At 62.5% G+C, this 25,978-nt stretch carries 20 protein-coding genes and 1 pseudogene; 13 read left to right on the top strand and 8 right to left on the bottom strand.

The window, feature by feature from the left end:
• The first annotated feature begins 45 nt into the window (after positions 1-45).
• Entirely contained in the window at positions 46-1,002 is a 957-nt protein-coding gene (locus RA167_RS02705) for a DUF2242 domain-containing protein (protein ID WP_370643007.1), read from the top strand.
• A 119-nt stretch (positions 1,003-1,121) separates the two neighbouring features.
• Here RA167_RS02705 and RA167_RS02700 read toward each other — a convergent pair whose 3' ends face one another.
• Entirely contained in the window at positions 1,122-2,036 is a 915-nt protein-coding gene (locus RA167_RS02700; RefSeq protein ID WP_076787716.1) for a glutaminase, read from the bottom strand.
• Positions 2,037-2,888: 852 nt separating this feature from the next.
• Between RA167_RS02700 and RA167_RS02695 the strand changes: the two genes are divergently transcribed.
• The 7 genes and pseudogenes from RA167_RS02695 to RA167_RS02665 all read left to right on the top strand — a co-directional run bounded on the left by RA167_RS02695 (position 2,889) and on the right by RA167_RS02665 (position 11,714).
• A complete protein-coding gene (locus RA167_RS02695) occupies positions 2,889-3,653 on the top strand; it encodes a L,D-transpeptidase (protein WP_338877147.1) in 765 nt (254 codons plus the stop codon).
• A 15-nt stretch (positions 3,654-3,668) separates the two neighbouring features.
• Complete coding sequence (locus tag RA167_RS02690) at positions 3,669-4,367, top strand: MFS transporter (protein WP_076786176.1); 699 nt, start codon at positions 3,669-3,671, stop codon at positions 4,365-4,367.
• Between the two features lie 738 nt (positions 4,368-5,105).
• The gene (locus RA167_RS02685; protein WP_076786175.1) at positions 5,106-6,221 is read left to right on the top strand and encodes a LysR family transcriptional regulator; all 1,116 of its coding nucleotides are present in this window, start codon (positions 5,106-5,108) and stop codon (positions 6,219-6,221) included.
• Between the two features lie 869 nt (positions 6,222-7,090).
• Positions 7,091-7,300, top strand: a pseudogene (locus tag RA167_RS02680) (MFS transporter); the annotation flags it as partial.
• A gap of 124 nt (positions 7,301-7,424) precedes the next feature.
• Entirely contained in the window at positions 7,425-8,585 is a 1,161-nt protein-coding gene (locus RA167_RS02675; RefSeq protein WP_076786173.1) for an MFS transporter, read from the top strand.
• Positions 8,586-8,756: 171 nt separating this feature from the next.
• Positions 8,757-9,578, top strand: a complete 822-nt coding sequence (locus RA167_RS02670; RefSeq protein WP_076787714.1) for an EAL domain-containing protein — start codon at positions 8,757-8,759, stop codon at positions 9,576-9,578.
• 303 nt (positions 9,579-9,881) lie between these two features.
• Positions 9,882-11,714 (top strand): glycoside hydrolase family 15 protein, encoded by a 1,833-nt coding sequence (locus RA167_RS02665; protein WP_237574340.1) that lies wholly within the window; start codon positions 9,882-9,884, stop codon positions 11,712-11,714.
• A gap of 253 nt (positions 11,715-11,967) precedes the next feature.
• Here the strand turns inward: RA167_RS02665 and RA167_RS02660 are convergent, their stop codons facing one another.
• Both RA167_RS02660 and RA167_RS02655 read right to left on the bottom strand, forming a co-directional pair.
• Positions 11,968-12,729 carry an ABC transporter permease gene (locus tag RA167_RS02660; RefSeq protein ID WP_076786171.1) on the bottom strand — a complete coding sequence of 254 codons (762 nt, stop codon included), beginning with the start codon at positions 12,727-12,729 and terminating at the stop codon, positions 11,968-11,970.
• A complete protein-coding gene (locus tag RA167_RS02655; protein WP_076786170.1) occupies positions 12,729-13,679 on the bottom strand; it encodes an ABC transporter ATP-binding protein in 951 nt (316 codons plus the stop codon). The genes RA167_RS02660 and RA167_RS02655 overlap by 1 nt, the downstream gene beginning before the upstream one ends.
• A 105-nt stretch (positions 13,680-13,784) precedes the next feature.
• On the opposite strand from RA167_RS02655, the gene RA167_RS02650 reads away from it, so the two are divergent.
• The 4 genes from RA167_RS02650 to RA167_RS15590 all read left to right on the top strand — a co-directional run bounded on the left by RA167_RS02650 (position 13,785) and on the right by RA167_RS15590 (position 17,034).
• Entirely contained in the window at positions 13,785-14,801 is a 1,017-nt protein-coding gene (locus RA167_RS02650) for a metal ABC transporter solute-binding protein (protein WP_370643008.1), read from the top strand.
• Positions 14,798-15,745, top strand: coding sequence for a metal ABC transporter ATP-binding protein (locus RA167_RS02645; protein ID WP_237574341.1), 948 nt, complete (start codon positions 14,798-14,800; stop codon positions 15,743-15,745). Before RA167_RS02650 ends, RA167_RS02645 begins: the two co-directional genes overlap by 4 nt.
• Entirely contained in the window at positions 15,738-16,532 is a 795-nt protein-coding gene (locus tag RA167_RS02640) for a metal ABC transporter permease (RefSeq protein WP_076786166.1), read from the top strand. The genes RA167_RS02645 and RA167_RS02640 overlap by 8 nt, the downstream gene beginning before the upstream one ends.
• A gap of 124 nt (positions 16,533-16,656) precedes the next feature.
• Positions 16,657-17,034 carry a hypothetical protein gene (locus tag RA167_RS15590; RefSeq protein WP_083706026.1) on the top strand — a complete coding sequence of 126 codons (378 nt, stop codon included), beginning with the start codon at positions 16,657-16,659 and terminating at the stop codon, positions 17,032-17,034.
• Here RA167_RS15590 and RA167_RS02635 read toward each other — a convergent pair.
• The 4 genes from RA167_RS02635 to RA167_RS02620 form a co-directional block, all read right to left on the bottom strand.
• The gene (locus tag RA167_RS02635) at positions 16,945-18,384 is read right to left on the bottom strand and encodes an MFS transporter (RefSeq protein ID WP_076786164.1); all 1,440 of its coding nucleotides are present in this window, start codon (positions 18,382-18,384) and stop codon (positions 16,945-16,947) included. The genes RA167_RS15590 and RA167_RS02635 overlap by 90 nt on opposite strands.
• Before the next feature lie 151 nt (positions 18,385-18,535).
• Complete coding sequence (locus RA167_RS02630) at positions 18,536-20,047, bottom strand: efflux transporter outer membrane subunit (RefSeq protein ID WP_076787712.1); 1,512 nt, start codon at positions 20,045-20,047, stop codon at positions 18,536-18,538.
• Between the two features lie 10 nt (positions 20,048-20,057).
• Positions 20,058-23,231: an efflux RND transporter permease subunit gene (locus tag RA167_RS02625; protein WP_076786163.1), complete on the bottom strand. Its 3,174-nt coding sequence runs from the start codon at positions 23,229-23,231 to the stop codon at positions 20,058-20,060.
• Positions 23,232-23,249: 18 nt separating this feature from the next.
• Positions 23,250-24,533, bottom strand: a complete 1,284-nt coding sequence (locus tag RA167_RS02620) for an efflux RND transporter periplasmic adaptor subunit (protein WP_076786162.1) — start codon at positions 24,531-24,533, stop codon at positions 23,250-23,252.
• A gap of 407 nt (positions 24,534-24,940) precedes the next feature.
• On the opposite strand from RA167_RS02620, the gene RA167_RS02615 reads away from it, so the two are divergent.
• On the top strand, positions 24,941-25,576 hold the full coding sequence (locus RA167_RS02615) for a TetR family transcriptional regulator (RefSeq protein ID WP_076786161.1): 636 nt from the start codon (positions 24,941-24,943) through the stop codon (positions 25,574-25,576).
• Between the two features lie 5 nt (positions 25,577-25,581).
• On the opposite strand, the gene RA167_RS02610 is transcribed toward RA167_RS02615, so the two are convergent.
• Positions 25,582-25,938 (bottom strand): DUF427 domain-containing protein, encoded by a 357-nt coding sequence (locus RA167_RS02610; RefSeq protein WP_076786160.1) that lies wholly within the window; start codon positions 25,936-25,938, stop codon positions 25,582-25,584.
• Between the last annotated feature and the right edge of the window lie 40 nt (positions 25,939-25,978).

Raw genomic sequence — 25,978 nt, 5'->3', positions numbered from 1 at the left:
CATTACGCCATGCAGATTCGATCCCGACTGTTTCGACGCACGTGCATGATGATCGTTGCGAGTTTGCTCGCCGCGTGCTCGTCGCCCAAACCGCTGTATCAGCAAGAACAATTTGATGCGACGAGCAGTCCATACACGCGCACGTTTCATCAGAAGGCCGCCGCAACATGCGAGGCGGCGCGGCGCGCGCTGCTCAGCCAGGGGTACATGGCCAGTTCGATGCGCCCTGACGCGGTCGAGGGCAGCAAAAGCTTTCAGCCGAACAATGATTCCCACGTGGTGATCGAATTTCACGTCGTGTGTACGGATGCCGATGCGGATGGCGCGAGCAGCGTGGCCTATGTCAACGCAGTGCAGGATCGTTATGCGCTGAAGAAAAGCAACACATCGGCCAGCGTCGGGCTAAGCGTGTTCGGCTCATTGTCTTTACCGATCGGCTCCAGCGACGATGCAATGGTCAAGATCGCTAGCGAGACGATCCCGGCCGGGGTCTTCTACGAGCGCTTCTTCAACCTGGTCGATCACTTCCTGAAGATCGATCCGCGATTGCGCGGCCGGATTGCCGCTAAGGCCGCCGAAAAGGAACCGGTTGCGCCACTGCACGAACCAGCCGCCCCCCCAGCCGACGCACCGCTCAAGATGAACATGCCCGTGGTGCCGACTCCGTCGGCCATGCCACTACAGGTCCGCTCAGCCGGCGCAGACGTCGAAGCGGCCGCCGCTGCGTCGGCTGAAGCAACCCCAAAATCTGCGCCAGCATCGGGTTCCATCGCAACGTCGGGCGCCGTTGCCGTCCCGGCTTCCAATGTGGGTGCCTGTCCCGCTCGAGCGCCAGCCTCTACCTCCATGCCGGCGCCAGCCGTATCGATCCCGGCTTCGGTGTCCCCCGCAACGTCTAACGCGGCACCCGCACCCGCATCGGCTCCTGCATCGGCTCCGGCTCCAGCATCGGCTCCGGCGCCGGGCTCAACTCCGGCAACGATTGCCCCGCTATCTTTATAAGGCATCGCAGTATCAGCGCCGCTCGAGACGTACCGGCGATCTAACGCGATGCATTCCCGCTGCCGTGACATAAGCGCCGCCCGCGCCTAGTTTGCGCGGCACCAGGTCTGCGCGACGCGTCAAAATATCGACCGTCCGCTGAGCGTCGTTAGCCACTCGAGCGCCTGCATACCAGCCAGTGAATTGCCGTTCGTGTCCAGCGCGGGAGACCACACGCAGATGCCGAACTCCCCTGGCAATACCGCAACAATGCCGCCACCGACGCCGCTTTTGGCGGGCAATCCAACACGGTAGACGAAGTCTCCGGCGGCATCGTACGTACCGCAGGTGAGCATCAATGCGCTCAAGCGTTTCGCCGGGCTCGCGCCGAGCACGCGCTCGCCACTGTGCGGCACCACGCCACCGTTGGCCAGGAATAAGACCGATCTAGCCAGGTCGACACAGTTCATTTCGATCGCACACTGCCGGCAATACGCGTCGATCACCGTGTCCACTGACATCTGCAGGTTACCGAAGCTCTTCATGAAATGCGCCATTGCGCGATTTCGGTCCGAATGCGCGAGTTCCGATTCCGCGACGTTGGCGCTGTAGTCGATATCCGAGCGCCCGGCCAGACGACGCATGAATTGCACGAGCGCTGTTTCCGCCTGGACGAAACGCCGGCATAGCACGTCGGTGACAACCAGGGCACCTGCATTGATGAAGGGGTTACGCGGCACTCCGTTTTCATGTTCGAGCTGCACCAGTGAATTGAACGCATTGCCCGATGGCTCCCGGCCAACGCGTTGCCACAACGCGTCGCCTTGCAACTGAAAGGCCAGGGTGCACGCGAACAGTTTCGAGATGCTCTGGATCGAGAACGGAACCCAAGCGTCGCCGGCGCAGAAGACCTCGCCTCGCAACGTGACAATTGCCATGCCGAAATGCGACGGGTCGACCTTCGCAAGCTCGGGAATATAGTCCGCGACGCGGCCTTTGCCGAGCCACGGCGTGACGTCGTGCTGAATTTTATGAAGGATCGCCTGATAGTCCATTGCGGCAGGCCGTCGGAGATCGCGGGACCGCGATTCTAGCGGGGCCACGGTCTGCTGTCGACCCATTGTCGAGTACGCCACACACACGTAGGCGTCGTCGACGATACCCGTGCGGATTTGCCGGGGTGGTCCATTGCCCTCTATATCGGCATTCGGGTTGACGTCGGCCGCGTGTGCGCCGTCGCTGCGTTCCAACTCCTTGGGACTGCCGCCGCACACCCAGCGGCACGCTGATAGGTGGCGCGAACTCCCGCGGTGCGGCACGGTCTATTGGCGATGCAAAAAACACACCATCCATCACCTATTCTCCATCGACCAGCGCACAACGCACAGCACTCAGCTTGCGGCCGCTCTCAGTTTGACTGCGCTTCGGCCGGATTGCTGCACGGCCGTATGCTCACGCTCGTATGGATTGCGCTAACGCTTTGGACACCGATGCCGGCGGTGGGCTCATCACAGCAGTCCGACGCAAGCGCCGGCGCACACGCGGCCGAACCTGCGCCGCGGCCAAGATTGACCGCACAATCGACCGGCGACACAGTCAAACCGATCATCGAAACGGCGTCCACGCCTATCGCGTCACCCGTCCCCAGTTCATCTGCTGCCCCGGGCTCATCTGCTGCCCAAGGCTCATCGGCTGCCCTGGGCTCATCGGCTGCCCTGGGCTCATTGGCTACCCCGGCCTCCGGGCAACCGGCTGCCCCGAGACAATCGTCTGCCGTAGACTCATCATCGATGCCGGTTCCAACGCAAACGCCAGCCTCGTCACCCGCGCGGCCACCGGCCCAACCCACGGCCTCGGCCACCCACGCGCCACCGTCCACCGCCCCCGTACTGCCGCGCTATACCAATGTGCCTTCTGCGCTCGACTATCGGAAGCTGTATGTGCAGTCTGTCAACCGCACCCTGTCGATACCCGCCGCTGCACAAGCGCACTATGGGCAACTGCTGCAGAACGCGCTCGCCCAAGCCGGCTTGCCTGACGTGGCAAGCGAATTCGTCGCCGTCGTGGACCGCAATCCGTTCGTACAAGCATTTGTGTTGATGTGGCGTCAGACGCCGTCGGATCCTTGGCAGGTGATTGGCGCATCGCCTGTTTCTACCGGCATGCCAGGTCTCTATGACCATTTCATCACGCCGCTCGGGGTATTCCGGCATACTCCGGACAACATGGACTTTCGCGCCGAAGGCACGTTAAACGACAACGGCATTCGCGGCTATGGCGCGCGCGACCAGCGAATCTACGACCTCGGATGGACGCAGGCACAGCGCGGCTGGGGTAACCGCGCAATGAGCCAGATGCGGCTGCAAATGCACGCTACCGATCCCGGCCGGCTTGAATCGCTGCTCGGCATGCGGCACTCGAAAGGCTGTATCCGAATCCCGGGCACGCTCAATACGTTTTTGGATCACTACGGCATACTGGACGCTGACTATGAGACGCGCATCCGGGAAGGCCAGCTCCTATGGGTGCTTAAGCCGAATCGCGAGGCATCGCGCTGGGCCGGGCGCTATATCGTAATCGTCGATGGCGGCGCAACACAGCGTCCGACGTGGTCGCCGGTGCCGCGCGGCGCCAAGGTCAAGCATGGTGCGCAGATCGACACCGCCGACTGATAGGATCCGCGTCCGATAGAGGCTTGGTGCACGCCGGCGGCCGTCACGTTGCAGATCGTCACGATCGTGCTGTTCACGTTCCTGTGTTACCTAAGCATTGGCTTGCCGCTCGCGGTGCTGCCCGGCTATGTCCATGACGACCTGGGCTATGGCTCGGTCATTGCCGGCGCTGCAATCAGCATCCAATACGTATCGATACTGCTCATGTGGCCGTTCGCCGGCCGCATGGCGGATAAAATCGGACCCAAGAAGACCGTCATGCGCGGCTTGCTCACATACGGGGCAAGTGGCGTGCTGCTGGATGCAGCGCTGTCGTTGACCGTATTTGGCACGCTGTTTTGCGGCGCGCGACTGCTATTCGCCGGTGCCATCAAAAAGCATGGCGGCTTTCGCGTCGCCATCGCATCGTTCCTGGTCGAAACATGCGGCCTGCTGACGCTGTGGCTCGCGCCCATCCCGCAAGTAGCGCTGGCCGGCGCGGCGCTGATCGGGTTGGGTTTCGCGCTGGTCTTCCCCGCACTGGGTGTCGAAGCCGTCGCGCTGGTGCCACCGGCCAGCCGCGGTGCGGCGTTGTCCGCCTATTCCGTATTCCTCGATTTGTCTCTGGGCCTCACCAGGCCCCTGGCTAGACTGATCGCCAGCGACTTCGGGTATGAATCGGTCTATCTGTTTGCCGCAGTCGCCGCTGTGCTGAGTATTGTATGGGCGCGCTGACATAATAGACTGAGGCACTTCGGAGCCGCTTCGCGGAACGCCGGCTCCATCGCGCTAACCGAAAACAAATCCAAACCAACACAGGAAAAATTTTTCTAATTTGCACGAATATCGGAATTAAAAACCAAAATAGTCGAATACACCAAGACAATATTACCAAAAATGCATGACATAGTATCTTTTAGACACCAGCAATCCTACGGCACAAGGCGCCGGGATAATTTGAAACTAAGCGTGGAGTTATAGGCGCCAGCTGTTTTCCGACCGTGGCCAATCGTCGAGTCGCATCACGATAAAGTGGTAAAGCCGAGCGAGCCGGTGAAGATATTCATCTTTAGCAGCCTAACAACGGCCGCGTATGCAGACAGTTCTTCACTGAATGCAACAACGGAACAGAATTGCGTGCATCTGTTTACAATTTTGAAATAGCTGACACAAAGCGCCGAAGTTGCATCTACCCCGTGTACGGGAGGGCAGATGCATGAAAGTGCCGCGGTACTGAGGACAATAACGTGATATCGGAGCGCATTACGCGCTGCGGGTGCGTCCACTCATTGATGCGATCCGCTTACCAATTGTCGATTTTTGTCGCGCCCCGTTTGCTTGATCTCCGCAATCCTCTATAAACTGTCCGAGATCCCGAATGGATTTCCCCAACGGAACACCGAAGGCCGGGCAACTTTAATATGGGAAAAACAATCGGCTGTCAAACGTAATTTTCTCGACCACGAGCTCAGAATGAATCAGATCCAGGCCATGCGCGTGTTCACCCGGGTCGCGGAAACACAGAGTTTTCGGCGCGCGGCACAGCAACTGAATGTCTCCAATGCCTTGGTCACGCGTTCGATCGCGACATTGGAAGCCCACCTGAACACGCGGCTCATCAATCGCACGACACGCAACGTGTCGTTAACGGAGGCAGGATACGTTTACCTACAGGGTTGTCGTCGACTGCTCGAGGAACTTGACTTCATCGAAGCAACCGTGGTCAACGGTGACGACGAGCCTCGCGGCACATTGCGCGTCGCCGCTTCGGCATCGCTTTGCGACGAATTGATTGGACTGGTCGAAGAGTTCCGCCAGCGTCACGCACGGATTCGCTTACATGTCACGCTGGGTGACCAGGCCGTAGACGCGCTCGGCGACAGCTACGACGTCGGTCTAGTGCAAGCCGCGGTGGCGCCGGGTAATGGACTCTCCAGCCAGATCCTGAGTTCGTGCGCGTCGGTGATCGTCGCTTCGCCGGATTACCTGCTCGAGCACGCCGCGCCGCAAACGCCCAATGACCTGCTTGCGCTGTCGTTGCTAGCGCAATCGCACAGTGACCGCAGCCGGCTCTGGCATCTGCGCGATGCGCACGGCGCCGAGTACCAGTTGGCGATGCCCGAGCCGATCTACGTGGTGAACAGCGCACAGATGCTACGCGCCGCGGCTGTCGGCGGCATGGGCATCGCGTTGCTGCCGCAGCGTGTGGTCGAGCGTGACGTGGCCAGCGGCAGCCTGGTCCAGCTATTGCCCGACTGCGAGATTCTGGAAAGTCAGACCACGCTGTCCGTAGTCTACCCGGAGCGGCAATACATGGCGGCTAAGACGCGCGCCTTCGTCGAGTTCGTCTGCGCTCACTACGGCCAGGTCGACGACAGTGGCTATGACGCCGAGCAAGGCATCCCTGCACCGCAGTGCAACGCAGGCCGCGGCACGCCAGAACGGCAACATCCGGCCGACGCGATGGTCACACGCGGCAACCCAAGCGGTTCGGCCAACAGCACGAAGAGTCCGCACGCCACAGCGCAACCGGCATCGCGCCCCGCGGCGCCATGGCCTTTTGCGACGGGGGAGTGGCGCGTCAGTTGACCGGCCACGCCTGCGCCTGACGAGGCCACAGCCGGCGCGCCACGGCGCCGCGTCAATCCGTGACGCATGCGATAGGCATTCCTCGGCGTCACCGTGATAGCCGCAGCACTCGGCCAGCGCATCGGCTTCACGCTCGTGTACCTCGACGGGAAAATGCGATGCAGCAAGCATGCCACGTGCAACCTCTCCGGCACCCGCGAGCCGCTCGGATCGACAAACGCCCGAATCCCGTTAACCTTGCCGGGATGCCATTGCGAGACCGGTCCGAGCACGTAGTCGACATCGTCGCGATCCGCGCACTCGAGCAAGGGCGGCACGGGCCAAATATCCGGCTCCACCGGCAGTGCCAATACGAATTCGCGAACAACGAGAGTGATAGCCGTCGAATACTGTGACAAGGGTGCGGCGTGCAGCGTCATCGTCCGGCATGACATCCATTACATCACGCCCAAGATGAACACTCGCTGACAATCCGCACTGATCGCACAAAAAACGTACCGTTTCCCGTACAGCCCGCGCAGTGCCACCCGCGGCCGGCACTGCGCACGAACTGCCGCTCGGCCTATGACAACGCGTCGCTGCCGGAACTGGCACTGGCGCTCATGCGCGAAGAAGCAAGCGGCTATTGAGCCATGCTCGACGAAGGGCTCACGGGTGCCCGCGGTTCGCCGCCGGCGCCGGGCGATACGGCGGCACAATATGAGCTGATGGCCGCGCGGCGCACGACTGGTGCGCAATCGCCGGCAAATCACCATCGACGACGTCCGGCAGCAGGGCTTCCCCGGATACAGTAAGATGGTGTTTCACGGCCTCCGGGGCACGCGCACCCCGCGTGCCCGAACCGCGGTTCCCCACCCCGAAGCCTGCCCATGCCCTTGCCGCTCATCGCTATTGCCATTGTCGCCTTCGGCATCGGTACCACCGAGTTCGTGATCATGGGATGGCTGATAGACGTGGCGCGTGACCTGCGCGTATCGATTCCGGCCGCCGGCATGCTGGTGTCCGGATACGCGCTGGGCGTCACGATGGCGCTCGGTGCGCTTGGGCTGGCAGCTTGGAACAATCTGGAGCGGCGCGCGCCGGCCTGCGTAACACCTTCCTGAGCGCCAGAACAACCCGCGCCGCCTGCTGCGATCACCCGCGGGCGCGGCGCCACGATAACGGGCCTGCCGCCATTGGTACGCCGGCCCCATAATACTACGAATGAAAGCTATCTTTACACGCGACTTCTTTGCGTTAATCGTCAGCGTTGCCGTCGTCGGGCTAGGCATCGGCGCCACGTTGCCGCTCACCGCCCTGGCGTTGATGCAAGCCGGCTATGGCTCGCACGTGATCGGCATGCTGACCGCCGCGCAGGCGGGCGGCGGTATCGCGATCGTGCCATTCGCAGCACGCATCACGTCGCGTATCGGCGCACGCCGCGCCATCATCGGCACGGTGTGGATAACGTCGATCGCGACGCTTGCGATGCAGTTGACGGTCAACCTCATTGCCTGGGCGCTTCTGAGGGCGATCGCTGGCGCCGCTTTGATGCTGCTGTTCACGATCACCGAAGCCTGGGTGAACCAGCTCGCCAACGATCGATCGCGTGGGCGCATCGTCGCACTGTACGCGACCAACTTCACGCTGTTCCAGATGGCTGGCCCGCTGCTGGTCAGCATGATCGCCGACTACCCGGGATGGCGTTTTGCATTGTGCGGCGCGATCTTCCTGCTAGCGCTGCCGGGGCTGTGGATGATGCGCATCGCCCACGACATCGGCCCAGCCGACGATGAACCTCATGGCGCCTGGCAAACGGTATTACCCCGCATGCCGGCACTAGTGGTCGGTGCGGGCTTTTTTGCGCTGTTCGATACACTAGCCTTGTCGCTGCTACCGCTGTTTGCGATCCACCATGGCGTCGCAACGGAACTGGCCGTCGTGTTCGGCTCTGCGATCCTGCTCGGCGATACGGTGTGCGCGTTTGCCCTTGGATGGCTGGCCGATCACGTCGGCCGGGCGCGCGTGCACTTGGGCGCCGCGCTGGTCGTGGCGCTGCTGCTGCCGACATTGCCGATGATCGCCGCGCAGCCGTGGCTGCGCTGGCCTGTGCTAATCGTGCTCGGCGCGGCCGCGGGCGGGATCTACACGTTGTCGCTGGCGGCGATCGGCGAACGTTTTCGTGGCCCGGCGCTGGTCACCGCCAGCTCGTTGATCGGTGCATCGTGGAGCGTGGCGAGTTGCTTTGGGCCGATGATTGCCGGCGCGCTGATGCGCACGATCAGCCCTGACGCGCTGGTCGGCGTGCTGTTCGCCGGCGTCGTCATGTTCATTTGCGCGCATCTGTGGGAACAGCATGCTGCGCGGGCCGCGACGCAAGGCTAAACAAAAGCCGTGAACTGCCCGATTCACCAGCCCGAACAGAAAGCCACCGGTATCAGCAACCTTCAAGCACCCGGCGCATCGGCGTGCGACCGGTGGCATGCCGCTCGGCGCAACCGCGTCAGCCAAATTTTTGTCGATGCGACAGCCGCGGCGACTGCTACTATTTCGATAATGATTCCGCCGTCCCTTCCTGCACTCGTCGCCGCCGCGGTACGCCATCCTTACTTCGCCAAGCGCGTGTTGCTACACGCAGGTGCAACGGCGCGCGGCCGACACAATGGCCTGGAGTTGACCAGCCAGTACCAGCCGATCTTTGACGTGGGCTCGCGGGGCTTTGCGCAATCGTTGGCCGCCGATGCGCACGCGGCCGACCGCTTCGGCGACGACATCGGCTACCAGGCGAGGACACAGGCCGCGTCAGCAGGCGCGGAGCGGGCGCCGGTGCGCGATCCGTTCGACTCGACCGTCGATGATCAGGACCTGGTGGCACTGGACCGGCTGTCGCGGCTTGTGCACGCGATCAACTTCTTCGGCGTGCAGCGCAGCGGCCTGCTATTTCTGAACGTGCATGAACGGTTATTGAAGAGCGTCAAGTACGACCACGGACGCCATTTCTCGACCGTGCTCGTGTCGCTCGGCTTGAATCCGGCGCGTGTGGTCATCGAGCTGCCGGAGATGGCCGTCGCGCATCGCACGTTTCTTGGCTACTTGACCAAGAGCTACCAAAGTTATGGCTTCAAGGTCGCGGGCAACCTGCCCAATGCCGGCCAAATTCTGTCAGTGTCGGACATGGCGCGGCTGGACTTCATTAAAATGAATTCGGGCTCGGCGTTGCGCGATGCAGTGGTCAAGCCACTGGTGAGTTACGCGAGCCGGCTGAAGATCCCGCTGGTCTTCACGCACGTCATGGACGAAGCGCAGTTCGAGTTACTGCAGCAATACGATGTGCGGTACGTACAAGGTCCGGTGTTTGACTCGGTCGGCTCGATCTAGCGGACCGCGCGAGCGTCGTCTATCCGATGTCGTGCATCAACACTCCAGCGCGCAGGCCGGCGGCCATGCTGTGCCAAGCGCGGCCTCGACTTCCTGCTCGATTGTGACGACCGGATAGCCCGTCTGTCTCGGTCCGCATCGCGATCGCGCGTGTCGATTTCACAACCGACGTGCCGTCAGTCTTGCGCGACACCGCGGGGCTGGCGCAGACTGCACGCTACGCGCCGTGTGCGGTGCGGCCATGGCTGTGCCGCGCGCGGCGCGCCTGCTCCATCCCAACTTAGAACGCTGAGGTATTTCGCGATGATCCTGTCTTCCACCGAGTCATCTCCGACGCTCCCCCCCCGTGCCGCCTCCCATCGCTCGCTCGATGTCGGCGTCATCGGCAATTGTGCGTTCAGCGCGCTGATCGACAGGATGGGCTGCGTTGTCTGGAGCTGTCTGCCGCGCTTTGATGGCGATCCAGTCTTCAACGCACTGATCGACACCTCGGACCACGCCGGCCTGTGGAGCATCGAACTCGAGAACTATGCGCGTGGCGAGCAGTTCTACGAGCCGAACACCGCAGTGCTACGCACGCGCCTGTACGACACGAACGGACAGGGTATCGAGATCACCGACTTCGCGCCGCGCTTCTACTCGCGCGGGCGTTATTTCCGCCCCACGACGATGGTGCGCCGCGTGAAGCCGCTGCAAGGCGCGGTGCGCATCACGGTACGGCTGCGCCCGCGTTTTGACTGGGGCCGGCTGCCACCGGCGATCACGCACGGCAGCCACCACATCCGCTATGTCGGCCCCGCGCAAACGCTGCGACTCACGACCGACGCGCCGTTGTCCTACATCGTCGCAGAACAGCAGTTCCTGCTCGATCGCGAGGTTAACTTCATCCTCGGACCGGACGAGACGCTTGCCACGGGCATCGAGAACACCGCGCGCGATTTCGAGCAGGACACGATCCAATACTGGCGCACGTGGACTGGCCGGCTCGCGATACCGCTGGAGTGGCAGGACGCGGTGATTCGCGCGGCGATCACGCTGAAGCTGTCGCTGTTCGAGGATACCGGTGCGATCATCGCCGCGATGACCACCAGCATCCCAGAGGCACCGAGCAGCAGCCGCAACTGGGACTACCGCTACTGCTGGCTGCGCGATGCGTTCTTCGTCGTGCGTGCGCTGAACAGTCTGTCCGAGGTCGGCACGATGGAGGACTACCTGCACTGGTTGCGCAACATCGTGCTGCGCTCCCAAGGCGGACATATCAAACCGCTGTACGGCATCGGCCTGGAAGCGTCGCTGCCGGAGTCGATCGTCGAGCATTTGGGCGGATACCGCGACCACGCGCCGGTGCGCGTGGGCAACCAGGCGCACGAGCACTTCCAGCACGATGTGTATGGCAACATCATCCTGGGTGCGACGCAGGCTTTCCATGACCGGCGCCTAATACGCCCGGCCGGCCTGTTCGAGTTCGAGCACCTAGAAGCCGTCGGCGAGAATGCCTATCGAATCTATACAAAGCCGGATGCCGGCATGTGGGAGCTGCGCTCGCGCGCGCGCATCCATACGTCGTCGGTGCTGATGAACTGGGCCGCTTGCGACCGGCTCGCAAAGATCGCGCATACGCTCGGGCTGCCCGAGCGCGAGATGCTGTGGCACGGGCGCGCCGACGCGATCCGCGAATACTTGCTGAATAATGCGTGGAATGAGGCGCGCGGCGCGTTCGCTGAAAGTGTCGGCGGCCAGGATCTGGACGCGAGCGTGCTGCTGATGGCCGAAGTCAACATGATCGACCCGAAGGATCCACGCTTCGTATCCACTGTCGAGGCGCTCGAGCGCTCGCTGTGCGACGGGCCCTACATGCGGCGCTATGAAGCACCGGACGACTTCGGCAAGCCGGAAACCGCGTTCAACATCTGCACATTCTGGCGCATCGACGCGCTGGCCAGGATTGGCCGTCGTGAAGAGGCGCGCGCGATCTTCGAAGCGATGCTGGCGGCGCGCAACCACCTCGGATTGCTATCAGAAGACACGCACCCGGTCACCGGCGAGATGTGGGGCAACTTCCCACAGACCTACTCGATGGTCGGCATCATCAACTGCGCGATGCGGCTTTCCGCACCGTGGGATTCGGTCATCTGAACGAAGCGCTTACCGCATTGGCAGCACCCGCCGTTCAGGAAAACAAATCTTCGTAGTTTGCCGGTCAAACTGTCGATTTCCTCGGCGGTGGCATTCCCTGCCCCGTTACCGCCGCGCTACGCTACGGCGGATTTTTACGACGGGGATTCGATGATCAAGGTTTGGTCCGGCACCAGCCGTGCGCGGGCACGCCACGCGCAGCCTCGCTACAGGATTCGGATTCGCGAAGCACGCAAAGCTGGCGCCGGCATGCTCAGCTCTTCAGGCGGTACCCGGTCTTGAAGATCCACGCGACGATCGCCATAAACAGCGCCAGGCATGAGATCGTCACGCCCAGGCAGACGCCGATGCTCACCTCGGCCTCGCCCTGAAAACTCCAGCGAAATCCGCTGACCAGATACACGACTGGGTTAAACAGTGCCACCGTGCGCCAAAACGGCGGCAGCATGTCGATCGAATAGAAGCTGCCACCGAGAAACGTTAGCGGCGTGATGATCAGCAACGGCACGACCTGTAGCTTCTCGAAGTTGTCGGCCCACACGCCGATGATGAAGCCGAACAGCGCGAATGTGAACGCGGTCAGCAGCAGAAACAACAACATGAAACCCGGATGGTTGACCTGGACCGGCACGAACAGGTGGGCCGTCGCGAAAATGATCAGTCCCAGCATGATCGACTTGGTCGCGGCCGCACCAACATAGCCGATCACGATCTCGACATACGACACCGGCGCGGACAGCAGCTCGTAGATCGTCCCGGTGAAACGCGGAAAGTAGATACCGAACGAGGCATTCGAAATGCTTTGCGTGAGCAGCGACAGCATGATCAGTCCGGGCACGATGAATGCCCCGTAGCTCACGCCGTTGACATGCTGGATACGCGAGCCGATGGCCGCACCGAACACGATGAAATACAGCGACGTTGAAATCACTGGCGACACGATGCTCTGCATCAGCGTGCGCCAGGTACGCGCCATCTCGAAGCGATAGATCGCACGGATCGCATACACGTTCATCACAGCGCCTCCTGTCTTGATGGTTCGCGGCGCTCTTGCATGAGGCTCACGAAGATGTCCTCCAGCGAGCTTTGCGTCGTCTGCAAGTCCCTGAACGCGATATTCGCGTCATCCAGCGCGCGCAGCAACTCGATGATACCCGCGTGCTCAGCACGCTCGTCATAAGTGTAGATTAGCTCGTTGCCGCCGCGCGCCAGCTCAAGCCGGTATGCAGCAAGCTGCTGCGGGACGCGCTGCAGCGGCATGTGCAGTTGCAGCGTGAGTTGCTTCTTGCCGAGCTTGCGCATCAACTCGGTCTTCTGATCGACGAGAATGATCTCGCCGTTGCGGATCACGCCGATGCGATCGGCCATCTCCTCCGCTTCATCGATATAGTGCGTGGTCAGGATAATCGTCACGCCGCTGTCGCGCAACGAGCGCACGAGTCGCCACATGTCGCGCCGCAACTCGACGTCCACGCCTGCGGTCGGCTCATCTAGAAACAATATACGCGGCTCGTGCGACAGCGCCTTGGCAATCATCACGCGCCGCTTCATACCGCCGGACAGCGTGCGGATCTTGTTGTCCTTCTTGTCCCAGAGCGACAGCGCCTTGAGCACTTTTTCGATATGCGCAGGATCGGCCGGCTTGCCGAACAGGCCGCGGCTGAACGAGACCGTGCCCCAGACCGATTCGAACGTGTCAGTGGTCAACTCTTGCGGCACCAGCCCAATGGTCGCGCGCGCGGCGCGATAATCGGTGATGATGTCATGGCCGTCGACCGTCACGCGGCCCGCGCTCGGATTGACGATACCGCAGATAATGCTGATCAGCGTCGTCTTGCCCGCGCCGTTCGGCCCGAGCAGTGCGAAGATTTCGCCACGCCGGATATCGAGGTTGATGTCGTGCAGCGCCTGAAACCCAGACGCATACGTCTTCGAAAGGTTGGATACGGAAAGAATCGTTTGCATGTTTGGGACGATAACAGAAGCCATCGTTTTGTTCAGCCTCGACGTCCCCCGAAATACGCTGGCCACGGCCCCCGATACGAGGGTGAGCGGCGGCGGTGCGCTGTTATGTTATATCATCTATTCTCGTGCGATGACGCCAGCACGCCCGCGCCCGGTCGCTGTCGGAGCGGGCCTTTCGTCGATCCCGGTCCGCCGCGTCGCGGACCTATCCGGAGCCGTTTGATGAAACGCCTTGTCGCAACCGTTGCCACATCGATCGCCCTGTGCCTGCCGCTATTGACCGCCGCACCCGCACGCGCTGCGGCCTCCCAGACGATTCAAGTCGTCGCAGCCGAAAACTTCTATGGCGAACTGGTCCAGGCGCTGGGCGGCCCGCATGTGTCGGTCACCAGCATTCTGAGCAACCCCGAGCAGGATCCGCACCTGTTCGAAGCCAGCCCCAAAACCGCGCGCGCGCTCGCCTCCGCGCAACTGGTCGTCTACAACGGCGCGAACTACGATCCATGGCTGCCCAAGTTGCTCGCCGGCGCGCGCGCAAACCGCCAGGCGCGCACCGAGATCGTCGCCGCCGAGCTGGTGGGCAAGAAGCCGGGCGACAATCCGCACCTGTGGTACCTGCCCGCGACCATGCCGGCGGTGGCGCGTGCGGTCAGTGCGTTCCTCGTACAGGCGGATCCGGCGCACAAGGCCGACTACGCCATCCGACTGACGCAATTTATCGACTCGCTCAAGCCAATCGATGAGAAAATTGCAGCATTGAAACAACGTTATCAAGGCGCGCCGGTGACCGCGACGGAACCCGTGTTCGGCTACATGGCCGAGGCCATCGGCTTGACGATGCGCAACGAACGTTTTCAGCTTGCGGCAATGAACGAGACGGAGCCCAGCGCGGCCGATGTCGCCGCCTTCGAGCGCGACTTGAGGACGCAGCAGGTGAAGGTGCTCATTTACAACAGCCAGGCCAGCGACACGTCGACCCAACGGATGCTGAAGATTGCGCAGCAGTCACATGTGCCGACGGTGCACGTTACCGAAACGGAGCCAGACGGCAAAACGTACCGGCAATGGATGCTGGAACAACTCGACGCCTTGGAAAAGGCATTGCAAGGACAGGCTCAATGACTGCCCCGGCGATCGAGCTGGATCGTGTCACGCTCGAATTGGGCCCACGCCGCCTGCTCGACGATGTCAGCTTCACGGTGGACAACGGCGAGTTCATCGGCGTACTGGGTCCCAACGGTGCCGGCAAAACCACGCTAATGCGTGCGCTGCTCGGGCTAGTGCCCCCCTCCCGCGGCACGCTACGCGTGCTCGGGCAGCCCGTCACGCGCGGCAATGCCGCGATCGGCTACATGCCGCAGGTGCGCAGCACACCGGCGGCGCGGCGCCTGTCCGGCCGGGACTTTGTAGCATGCGCGGTCAACGGGCACCGCTGGGGAATCACGCTGGCCCGCAGCCGCACCCGCCGAGCGGTGGACGACGCACTGGCGATCGTCGGCGCGTCGGCGCTGGCTGATCGGCCCCTCGCCGAACTGTCGGGCGGCGAACGCCAGCGCCTGCTGCTCGCGCAATGCCTGCTCGGCCAGCCCCGATTACTATTGCTGGATGAACCGCTGATCAGCTTGGATCCGAACCACCAAGCCGGCGTCATCGAGTTGGTGCGGCGGGTACAGCGCCAATTGGGCATCACCGTGCTGTTCAGCGCCCATGAACTCAATCCACTACTCAACGCGATCGACCGCGTGCTCTACCTGGGCAACGGCCGCGCCGCGCTCGGCACCGTCGACGAGGTCATCACGCCACCGGTACTGTCACGGTTATATGGCGCGCCGATCGACGTCATGCGACTTGCCGGACGGATCTTTGTGATGTCCGGCGGCGTGGAAATCGAGAAGCGCGATCACGCGCACGAAGATGACGGCGGCCACAGCCACAGCCACAGCCACAGCCACAGCCACAGCCACAGCCATCAGCATAGCGCTGCGTCGGACCCTGGCTCTGATCACCTGTCGATGGCACGCCAGCCCGACCACCCCCTCGCGCGCCGCGGAACACACGATGTTTGAATACGAGTTCATGATCAACGCGTTCGCGGCGTCCGGTATCGTCGCGATCGTCGCCGGCATCGTCGGCTTCTTTCTGGTGATGCGCCAGCAGACCTTTGCGGGACATGCGCTGTCGCATGTCGGCTTCACCGGCGCCACCGGCGCCGCGCTGCTCGGCGTCTCGCCGCTGTGGGGCATGATCGGCTTCACGGTCGCGGCCGGCATTGCGATGGGCGCACTCGGCGAACGCCTGTCTGGACGCGACGTCGCCATCGGTATCACGCTGTCGTTGTCGCTCGGCGCCGGCTTGCTGTTCCTGCATTTCTTCACTGCCTATGCGACGCAGGTCACCACGCTGTTGTTCGGCAACGTGCTGGGCGTGAGCACCAGCGTGCTGGCATCGCTCGCCTGGCTGGCGCTGCTGGCCCTTACCGCGTTAGCGGCAATCGCACGGCCGCTGATTTTCTCGAGCCTGCAGCCCGAGTTAGCTGAGGCCAAAGGCGTGTCGCTGCGCGCCGTATCGGTGCTGTTCCTGGCGGTTGTCGCCATCGCGGTCGCGCAATGCACACAAATCGTCGGCGTGCTGCTCGTATTCACGCTAATGGTAGGGCCGGCCGCTGCCGCGCAGAATCTCACCACGCGGATCGGCGCCGGCGTCGCGTGTGCGGCCCTGCTTGCGCTCGCGCAGGCATGGAGCGGCATCACGCTGGCGTTCTACACCGACTGGCCGACGAGCTTCTGGATCACCTCGCTGTCCGCCATCGCGTACGGCGCCAGCCTGTTGGTACGGTGGCGGCGCCCGCTGTAACGACTTGCAATCGACATCCCGCCCTGCTAGCCATCATCGGCCCAACGCTCGGTTCGTCAGCGGCGGCTCACATTACTTGTGGCCAACCAACGATCAGCACAACATCGGCGGCCATCGACCTGCTATGCCATGTCGAGTCCATAGCCGGCTATTCGCGGCAGTGGTTCACCACGGCTCATGCTGGGCGGCCGGCGGGGGCTTCATCGCAGCCATCACTGCACGCAGCGACGTGCTGCACTACGTGCCGTTCCCACTCGCGACGCCGGTCGCGTCAATCCGATACATACCGGCGCGCTTCGGTGATGGGTACGTTCATACCGCACTTGGGCAGCATCAACGCGGGCAACCTGCTGTTCATCGTCGGCCGCTACGCATTCTGAGCGCGGCAGCATCCTGTCCGGCCGGGCTGCGATCAATCGGTCAGCGCCGACTGGACGTCGGGCGCGGGCGACTTGACGCGCAGCAGTGTGGAGCCAAGCACGCCGGCCAACAACGCAAATAATGCACCGATGCCAAACGCGACGTGATACCCGGCGTTGAGCGCAGCCTGCGCCACGGTGCCGGACGCGGCCAGCGCGTCGGTACGTGCCGCCGCGACGCTGGCCAGCACGGCCAGTCCCAGCGCGCCCCCCATCATGAACGCCGTATTGACCACGCCGGACGCGAGCCCCGATTCGGATGGATCCACTTCGCCCATTGCGGCCAATAGCAACGGATTGAACGCAATGCCCGCGCCCAAGCCCAACAGCGCCATGCCGGGCAGCACGTCCAGCAGGAAGCCGCCGTCCACCGGCGCGCGTGCAAACAGCGCCAATCCAAGCGCCGCAGCCAGCAAGCCGACGCCGAGCGGACGGCGGATTCCGAAGCGCATGATCAGCCGGGCTGACAACCCCAGCGAGAAAAACGCCATGATCAGGTTCCCCGGCAGGAACGCGAGCCCCACCTCGAGTGGGTTATAGCCGAGCACGCGCTGCATATATAGCGCGGAGAGGAAGAACCAGGCGAACATGGCTGCGGCCCACAACACGGCGACCAGATTCGCGACTGCGATGTTGCGCAGGCGGAACAACCCGAGCGGCATCAGCGGCGCGCGCACCCGCGCCTCGACGACAATGAAACCGATAAGTAGTGCAACGGCCAATGCGATCAACCCGAGCGTCGTGTGCGACAACCAACCGGCCTGGTTACCGTTCACGATCGCGTAGACGGCCAACATCAGCGAGGCGGTCACGGTGATGGCGCCGCCGATGTCCACGCGTGCCGGCAGCGCGTCGGCGCGGCGCGATGGCAGCCATACCGCGCACAGCCCATAGACCGCGATGCCGATCGGTAGATTGACCAGAAAAATCCAGTGCCAGCTCAACACGCTTGTCAGCAAGCCACCAAGCAGCACGCCAATGCTGCCACCGCCGGCGCATACAAAGCCGTACACTCCCATCGCGCGCGCGCGCTCGCCCGCTTCGGTAAACAGGTTCATGATTAGCGACAGCGACACCGCGGACACCACCGCCCCGCCCAGGCCTTGCACCGCTCGCGCGGCGACCAGCGCGTGCTGCGTCGTCGACAGCCCGCACGCAAGCGACGCGAGTGTGAAGAATGTGATGCCGGCCAGGAATACGCGGCGGTGACCGTATAGGTCGCCGAGCCGTCCGCCCAGCAGCAGGAAACCACCGAAGGTCAGCATGTAGGCGTTGACGACCCACACCAGTGTGGTTTCCGTAAAGCCGAGATCGGCACGGATCGACGGCAGGGCGACGTTGACGATCGTCGTGTCGAGCACGATCATTAGCACGCCGAGACAGAGTATCATCAACGCAAGCCAGCGTTGGTGGGGGTTCAGGCCGGCGCTCATAGATGACAGTCTCCTTCGAAGCGAATGCGCGCCACCGCACGCAGCCATGACCGCGCGCACTCGCAACGCCCTCCCGCCGTGTCCTGCGAAAGCCGGTCCAGGACGATTGGGGGCGACTGCGGGACGCCAACGAACGTCACGCGCATCGCGCTTAACCGTCGCTCGCTGACACCGTCACTGGCGTGCTCGCCGCACCCAACGCCGCCGCCGCGTCAGCCGGCCGCGGGGTATCGCCGGTGTGCTGCAGCCAACCACCGCCGAGGCATTGATATAGGTCGACGAGATTCGTCAGCCGGTTCAACCGCGCCGAAATTAGCGACTGCTGAGCGCCATAGAGGTCGGTTTGTGCAGTCAGCACATTCAGATAGCTGTCAACGCCATTGCGATAACGCAACTCGGACAGCTCAAGCCGCCGTTGCTGCGAGGCCACATAGCGGTCCAGCGACTGGATTTGCTGATCATACGTGCCGCGCGCGGCCAGGCCATCGGCCACTTCGCGAAATGCAGTTTGGATCGCCTTCTCGTACTGCGCGATCGCAATTTTTTTGCCGACGTCGGCCAATTGCAGATTCGCGACGTTCAACCCACCCTCGAAAATCGGCAAATCGATCTTCGGCGTAAATCCCCAGGCAGCCGATCCCGGCTTGAACAGCCCACCCAGTGTCGGCGACAGCGTACCGAAGTTGCCGGTCAACGAGATATTCGGGAAGAACGCGGCACGCGCGGCGCCGATATTTGCATTGGCCGCCAGCAACCTCTGTTCGGCCTCCATCACGTCCGGACGGCGCGTGAGCAGATCTGACGGCAGCCCGGCCGGGATGTCCGCGAGCAGACTCTGTGCGTTCAGCGGCAGGCCGGCCGGCAGGTCTTCCGGCAGCGGCTGGCCGACCAGCAGCACGAGGGCATTTTCGGCCTGCGCGCGCACGCGCTGCTGCGCCTGCAGGTTGGCACGCGCCTGCTCGACGATCCCCTGCGACTGACGCAGATCGAGTTCGGAGCCGATACCGGTGTCGAACTGCAGTTTCGCCAGGTTATACGATGCGTTCGCGGTATCAAGCGTGCGCTGCGTGAGCGCGAGTTGCTCGTCCGCGGCCAATACCGTCAGGTATTGGTCAGCAACCTGCGACACCAGCAGGATCTCAGCAGCTTTACGCGCCTGGGCGGTCGCCAGGTACTGTGCGAGCGCCTGATCCTTTAGGCTACGCAAGCGGCCCCAGAAGTCGATCTCCCATGACGCCGACAAACCAACCGAATACTGGTTGCTGATCGTGCGATCAAAGGACGACAAATTCCTCGGCGTACGCGTCTTGGTCTCGCTGCCTACCGCGTCCAGTGTTGGAAGCAGGTCCGCGCGGGTCACGCGATACTGCGCGGCGGCCTGCTGCACCTTCAAGACCGCGACCGCGAGATCCCGGTTGTTGTGCAGCGACAACTCAATCAGTCGCTGCAAGCGCGGATCGTTGAACAACTCGCGCCAGCCGATATCAGCAGCGGCCACACCGTTGGCGCCCTGCTGGCCAGGCGCTACACGCGGCTGCGTCGCATAGACACCGCTCTGCGGAAACGTCGACGCAACGGGCGGCGCTGGGCGCTCGTACTTCGGCTGGAATGTGCACGCCGATACCAGCGCGGCAACGGCCACGGCGATGGGAAGCTTGCTCATCGGTTTCATATCAATGCCCTTGCTGGTTCGAGCCGTTACCTTCGATGCGTGACGGCGTCGGCTCACCCGCCGGCTTGTTGTCCGAGCCAAAACGATCGCGGATCACAACATAGAACATGGGGATCATGAAAATCGCCAGGAACGTTGCGGTCAGCATCCCGCCGATCACGCCCGTGCCAATCGCGTGCTGGCTGCCCGAACCCGCGCCGTTGCTCACTGCGAGTGGGAACACGCCGAGGATGAACGCTAGCGAGGTCATCAGGATCGGACGCAACCGCAGGCGCGCCGCTTTCATCGCCGCGGCCCTCGCGCTCATGCCTTCCTTCTGCTGCAGCTCGCGGGCAAATTCGACAATTAAGATCGCGTTCTTCGCGGACAAGCCCACCGTGGTCAACAGACCCACCTGGAAGAACACGTCGTTTTCCAGCCCGCGCAACGTCACCGCCAACAGGGCGCCGATCACCCCAAGTGGCACAACCAGGATCACGGCGAACGGGATCGACCAGCTTTCGTACAGCGCCGCCAGGCACAGGAACACGACAAGGATCGAGATCCCGTACAGGATCGGCGCCTGCGACCCCGACTGGCGCTCCTGGAACGACAAACCGGTCCATTCGAAGCCGATGCCGGCGGGCAGCTTCGCGGCAATCGCCTCCATCGCCGCCATCGCCTGGCCGGTGGATTTGCCCGGTGCAGCCTGGCCCTGGATCTCGACTGCCGAGATGCCGTTGTAGCGCTCCAGCTTTGGCGAGCCGAAGGTCCAGTTACCGGTGGCGATTGACGTGAACGGCACCATCGTGCCCGACGCGCTGCGCACGTACCAGTTCGCCAAGTCCTCCGGATTCATCCGGAACGGCGCATCCGACTGCAAATACACTTTCTTGATCCGGCCATCGGTGTCGAGGAAGTTGTTGACGTACTGCGATGCCCACGCGATCGAGAACGTCTGGTCGATCGAAGATGCAGACACGCCCAGCGCCTGCGCCTTTTCACGATCAATGTTGATCTTGAACTGCGGCATGTCGTTCAGCCCGTTCGGACGCACCAGCGCGAGCGTTGGATCCTTCGCGGCCATGCCAAGCAACTGGTTGCGCGCCTCCATCAGTTTCTCGTGGCCAAGCCCGCCCCGATCCTGCAGCTCAAAATCAAAGCCCGATGCGGTGCCAAGTTCCGGAATCGACGGCGGATTGACCGGAATCACCATCGCATCCTTATACGACGCGAAGTGAGCGGACGTGCGCTGCACCAGCGCCTGTACCTTCTGATTCGACGCAAGGCGCTGCGAGTAGTCCTTCATGCGGACGAAGACCAGCCCGGAGTTTTGCCCGCGGCCCGCGAAGCTGAAGCCGTTAACAGTGAACACCGACTCGACGATATCCTTTTCGTCCTGCAGCAGGTAGTGCTGCACGTCTTGCAGCACCTTGGCGGTACGCTCCTGCGTGGAGCCGGACGGCGCCTGCACCAGCACAAACATCGTGCCCTGGTCCTCATCGGGCAGGAACGAAGTCGGCAGCCGCATAAACAGCAGCCCCACTGCAACGATCACGGCCAAGTAGATCATTAGCCAGCGGCCGGAGCGTCGGATAACATGCTGCACGCCGTCGTGGTACTTGTCGCGGCTGCGGTCGAACGTGCGGTTGAACCAGCCGAAAAAGCCGGTCTTCGCCTCGTGATGGCCGGCCGGAATCGGCTTGAGGATCGTCGCGCACAGCGCCGGCGTCAGGATCAACGCGACCAGCACCGACAGCACCATCGCGGAGACGATGGTCAGCGAGAACTGCCGGTAAATCGCGCCCACTGAGCCACTGGACAGCGCCACCGGCACGAACACGGCCGACAACACGAGCGCCACGCCAATCAGCGCGCCGGTGATCTGCCCCATTGCCTTGCGCGTCGCCTCGCGTGGCGACAGGCCCTCCTCGGCCATCACCCGCTCGACGTTTTCTACCACCACGATCGCATCGTCCACCAGCAATCCGATCGCCAACACCAGGCCGAACATCGATAGCACGTTGATCGAGAAGCCCGCTGCGTTCATGATCGCGAACGTGCCGAGCAGCACCACCGGCACCGCGATCGTCGGGATTACAGTCGCGCGTAGATTCTGTAGGAACAGGTACATGACCAAGAACACCAGCACGATGCCCTCGAGCAGCGTCTTGACCACTTCCTCGATCGACAGCTTCACGAACGGCGTCGTGTCATACGGGTATTCGACGACCAGCCCCTGCGGGAAGTACTTCGACAACTCGTCGATCTTCTGGCGCACCGCCTTGGCCGTGGCCAGCGCGTTCGCGCCAGTGGCCAGCTGAATGCCGAAGCCCGCCGTCGGCTGACCATTGTACTTGGTATCGAAATTGTAGTTCTCACCGCCAAGCTCCACGCGTGCGACGTCCTTCAACCGCACGCGTGAACCGTCTGGGTTCACTTTTAATAAAATGTTGCCAAATTGCTCCGGCGTATTAAGCAGCGTGGCCTCCGTGATGGTTGCCTGCAACATCTGCCCGGGCTTCGCAGGCGTGCCGCCAAGCTGGCCGCCAGCGACCTGTACGTTTTGCGTCAGCAACGCCTGCTGTACGTCGATCGGCGTCAGGCTGTAGTTCGTCAACTTAGTCGGATCGAGCCAGATGCGCATCGCATACTGTGAACCGAACAGCGTGACCGTGCCAACGCCATCGATCCGGCTGATCGGATCCTGCACTTTCGAGGCAACATAGTTTGCGAGGTCGTACTTCGACATGCCGCCGTCTTTCGACACGAACGCCATGACCAGCAGGAAACTGCTGCTCGATTTCGTCACCTTTGTGCCGAGCTGCTGCACCACTTGTGGCAGCAGTGGCGTAGCCAGCTGCAGCTTGTTTTGCACCTGGACCTGTGCAATGTCCGGATCCGTGCCTGGTGCAAACGTGAGCGTGATCGTCGCGCTACCGGAGTCGTCGCTGGTAGATGACAGATACAGCAAGTGGTCCAGCCCACTCATTTGCTGCTCGATGACCTGCGTGACGGTATTCTCAACCGTTTTCGCGGATGCGCCCGGATAGTTCGCGCTGACCTGAATCGCCGGCGGCGCAATCGTTGGATACTGCGCGACTGGCAACTGGAAGATCGACACGACCCCTGCCAGCATCAAAATAATCGCGATCACCCAAGCAAAGATCGGGCGATCAATAAAGAATTTGGCCATGAAGCGATGCTCCTCGGATTATTGCGCAGCGCTTGCATCGGCCGGCGCGCTCGCACTCGCGGCGGCCTGGCTGGCCTTGCGGGGCGCGGCGGGCTGCACGCCGGATGCGGCCGACGCCCCGCCGGGCGACGGGCTCGCTGTCATTTCGGGCGGCAGTTGCGCGGGCACCGGCTTGACGGTTGCACCCGGGCGCACCTTTTCGGTGCCCTGCACGATGACGCGCTCGCCCGGGTTCAGGCCGCTCTCGACAATCCAGTTCGCGCCATGAGTTCGGCTAGTAACCAGCTGGCGCAGTGTGACCTTGTTGTCCGGGCCGACCACCAACGCGGTCGGCATGCCTTTCTGGTCGCGCGTGATACCGACCTGCGGCACAACAATTGCCCGCTCGTTCACCCCTTCGACGATGCGCGCGCGCACAAACATACCAGGCAGCAGCACGCGATCCGGGTTTGGAAATAATGCCCGCAGGATGACTGAGCCGGTGGACTGGTCAACCGTCACGTCAGCAAACTGCAGCTTGCCTTCGATTGGATAAAACGTGCCGTCCTCGAGCATCAGCTGAACTTTCGCGCTGTTCGAGCCCTGAGTGCGCAAGCGCCCCTCCTGGATCTCGCGCCGCAACCGCAAACCATCAGCGCTCGATTGGGTCAGATCGACATACATCGGATCGAGTTGCTGCACAGTGGCCATCAGCGTGGCCTGGTTCGCCTGCACGTATGCGCCCGGCGTGACGACGGACAAACCGATGCGGCCGTTAATCGGTGATACCACGTCGGTATAGCCCAGATTAATGGCAGCTGTCTGCACCGACGCCTTGCCGGCCGCGACATCCGCCTCGGCCTGCCGCTCGGCGGCCACCGCATTGTCGTAGTCCTGCTTGCTGATCGCGTTTGAGGCAACCAGCACCTTGAAGCGCTCCGCCTGAGCACGGGTCGATGCGAGATTGGCTTGCGCTTTAGCGAGCGACGCCTTCGCGCTGGCGAGCGCGGCCTCGTACGGCGCCGAATCGATTTTGTACAGCCGCTGGCCGGCCTTGACCTCGCTACCCTCGGTGAATTCGCGGCGCTGCACAATGCCGTCCACGCGCGCGCGCACCTGTGCGACGAGGTACGCACTGGTGCGCCCGGGCAAATCGGTAATCACCGGCACCGCTCTGGGCTCCACCGTCACCACGCCGACTTCGGGTACTTGCGCTGGTGGAGCAACCGGCTTCTTGCCGCATCCGGCAAACATCAAAGCTGTGGCTACCGCGGTCGCCGCGGTAACGGGGAAAAAACGTACTCGAACCCAATCGACGCGCATGGAACGCACCTCTGTATCTGACTGTGGCTAAGAATTGGAAGGACCCCGCGCCTAGAACTGCCGGGTCGCGTCTGCCGACGCCTGATCACAGGCCGTGCGCAAATACTGCGGCGCCCGGAACCGAAAATGCACCGTCTAAGTTGCATACGGCGGGAGCACGCGGTGAGCTTCACTTTATCCGCGCGCGCCGATCAGCAACCGTACCCGGCGTGTCGTGCAATCCGGAGGAAAACGCCGGTTGGCCTGACGATCAACGAGTGCTATTGTATATACATTCATTGCTGAATGTATATTACCGTAACATTCTAAAGTCATTCATTGCACACCGGCCCACATTGTGTGCAATTCACCCGGGCCGCTCGTGCCGGCCCTGCAATTTGCGCAACAGCGCTTGCAGCAACGAGACCATGAGAAGGACCAAGGAAGCAGCGCTCGAGACGCGCAACCACATTCTCGACGCAGCCGAAATAGTATTTTTTGAACGGGGTGTGGCACGCACGTCACTCGCGCATGTCGCCGTGGCAGCCGGATTGACGCGCGGCGCGATCTACTGGCACTTCAAAAACAAGGCCGACTTATTCACCGCGATGGTCGATCGAGTCACGCTACCCATGGAAACGTTGGTCGAGGCCACCGTCGACTCGCGCGAACTGGATCCGCTTGGCAAACTCCGCGACGTATTCGTGTTCTGCCTGCGCGATGCCGCACAAAATCCCCGCAGCCGGCGGGTTTTCGAGATCCTGTTCACGAAATGCGAATACACGGAGGATATGGGCCCCGTGTTGGAGCGTCACCGCAACGCGACCCGCGATGGCCGTGCGCGGCTGGAGATCGGGCTGCGCAATGCAATGGCCAAGGGCCAATTGTCCGCCGAGTTCGATCCGCGGCGCGGCGCACAGTTGCTGCACGCGTTCTTCGGCGGCATCCTGCGCGATTGGCTGCTTGACCATACGTCAATCGCGCTAGAGCAGGAAGCAGAGCGCATCGCGGACAGTGGTTTCGCGATGCTGCGCAGCCCGGCAACGCTCACCACGCCCCGCTAACGCGCTTACCGGCTCAGGTACAGCGTCTTACGTGCCCGGTTCGGCCCATCGCCACGTGCGCGCAGCAGCACATCGAACGGTTCTTCGTAGCTCCACGCCGCGTTCTCGACAACGCCGTCCTCGGTTCCCAGATGAAAATAACTTGCGTCGCCCTTGTACGGGCAATGGGTACGATGCTCCGATCGCATCAGCCGCGCCATGTTCACGTCCGCGCGCGGCGAGTATTGGACCGGTGCCAGGCCGATCTCCTGAAGCGTAAGCGCGTGCAGCGTGTCCGCGTAAGTGACACCTTGTTGGATAATGCGAATGCGGTGCGGATTACTGACGATAGTGATCGGGTGTTCGTCTGACGATACATCCATTCGAACCTCCGTCAAGGCGCCACAGCCACACAGTTGCAGC

The sequence above is a fragment of the Mycetohabitans endofungorum genome, assembly GCF_037477895.1.
Classification (GTDB): Bacteria; Pseudomonadota; Gammaproteobacteria; order Burkholderiales; family Burkholderiaceae; genus Mycetohabitans.
Note: the sequence above shows the minus strand (reverse complement) of the source record. Positions and strands in the feature narration are given on the sequence as shown.

Excerpts from the sequence above, each read along its gene's own strand:
- RA167_RS02705 (WP_370643007.1), top strand. The coding sequence starts at position 46 with ATGATGATCGTTGCGAGTTTGCTCGCCGCGTGCTCGTCGCCCAAACCG.
- RA167_RS02700 (WP_076787716.1), bottom strand. The coding sequence starts at position 2,036 with ATGGACTATCAGGCGATCCTTCATAAAATTCAGCACGACGTCACGCCG.
- RA167_RS02685 (WP_076786175.1), top strand. The coding sequence starts at position 5,106 with ATGAATCAGATCCAGGCCATGCGCGTGTTCACCCGGGTCGCGGAAACA.
- RA167_RS02675 (WP_076786173.1), top strand. The coding sequence starts at position 7,425 with ATGAAAGCTATCTTTACACGCGACTTCTTTGCGTTAATCGTCAGCGTT.
- RA167_RS02670 (WP_076787714.1), top strand. The coding sequence starts at position 8,757 with ATGATTCCGCCGTCCCTTCCTGCACTCGTCGCCGCCGCGGTACGCCAT.
- RA167_RS02665 (WP_237574340.1), top strand. The coding sequence starts at position 9,882 with ATGATCCTGTCTTCCACCGAGTCATCTCCGACGCTCCCCCCCCGTGCC.
- RA167_RS02660 (WP_076786171.1), bottom strand. The coding sequence starts at position 12,729 with ATGAACGTGTATGCGATCCGTGCGATCTATCGCTTCGAGATGGCGCGT.
- RA167_RS02655 (WP_076786170.1), bottom strand. The coding sequence starts at position 13,679 with ATGCAAACGATTCTTTCCGTATCCAACCTTTCGAAGACGTATGCGTCT.
- RA167_RS02650 (WP_370643008.1), top strand. The coding sequence starts at position 13,785 with ATGTTATATCATCTATTCTCGTGCGATGACGCCAGCACGCCCGCGCCC.
- RA167_RS02645 (WP_237574341.1), top strand. The coding sequence starts at position 14,798 with ATGACTGCCCCGGCGATCGAGCTGGATCGTGTCACGCTCGAATTGGGC.
- RA167_RS02640 (WP_076786166.1), top strand. The coding sequence starts at position 15,738 with ATGTTTGAATACGAGTTCATGATCAACGCGTTCGCGGCGTCCGGTATC.
- RA167_RS15590 (WP_083706026.1), top strand. The coding sequence starts at position 16,657 with ATGCCATGTCGAGTCCATAGCCGGCTATTCGCGGCAGTGGTTCACCAC.
- RA167_RS02635 (WP_076786164.1), bottom strand. The coding sequence starts at position 18,384 with ATGAGCGCCGGCCTGAACCCCCACCAACGCTGGCTTGCGTTGATGATA.
- RA167_RS02630 (WP_076787712.1), bottom strand. The coding sequence starts at position 20,047 with ATGAGCAAGCTTCCCATCGCCGTGGCCGTTGCCGCGCTGGTATCGGCG.
- RA167_RS02625 (WP_076786163.1), bottom strand. The coding sequence starts at position 23,231 with ATGGCCAAATTCTTTATTGATCGCCCGATCTTTGCTTGGGTGATCGCG.
- RA167_RS02620 (WP_076786162.1), bottom strand. The coding sequence starts at position 24,533 with ATGCGCGTCGATTGGGTTCGAGTACGTTTTTTCCCCGTTACCGCGGCG.
- RA167_RS02615 (WP_076786161.1), top strand. The coding sequence starts at position 24,941 with ATGAGAAGGACCAAGGAAGCAGCGCTCGAGACGCGCAACCACATTCTC.
- RA167_RS02610 (WP_076786160.1), bottom strand. The coding sequence starts at position 25,938 with ATGGATGTATCGTCAGACGAACACCCGATCACTATCGTCAGTAATCCG.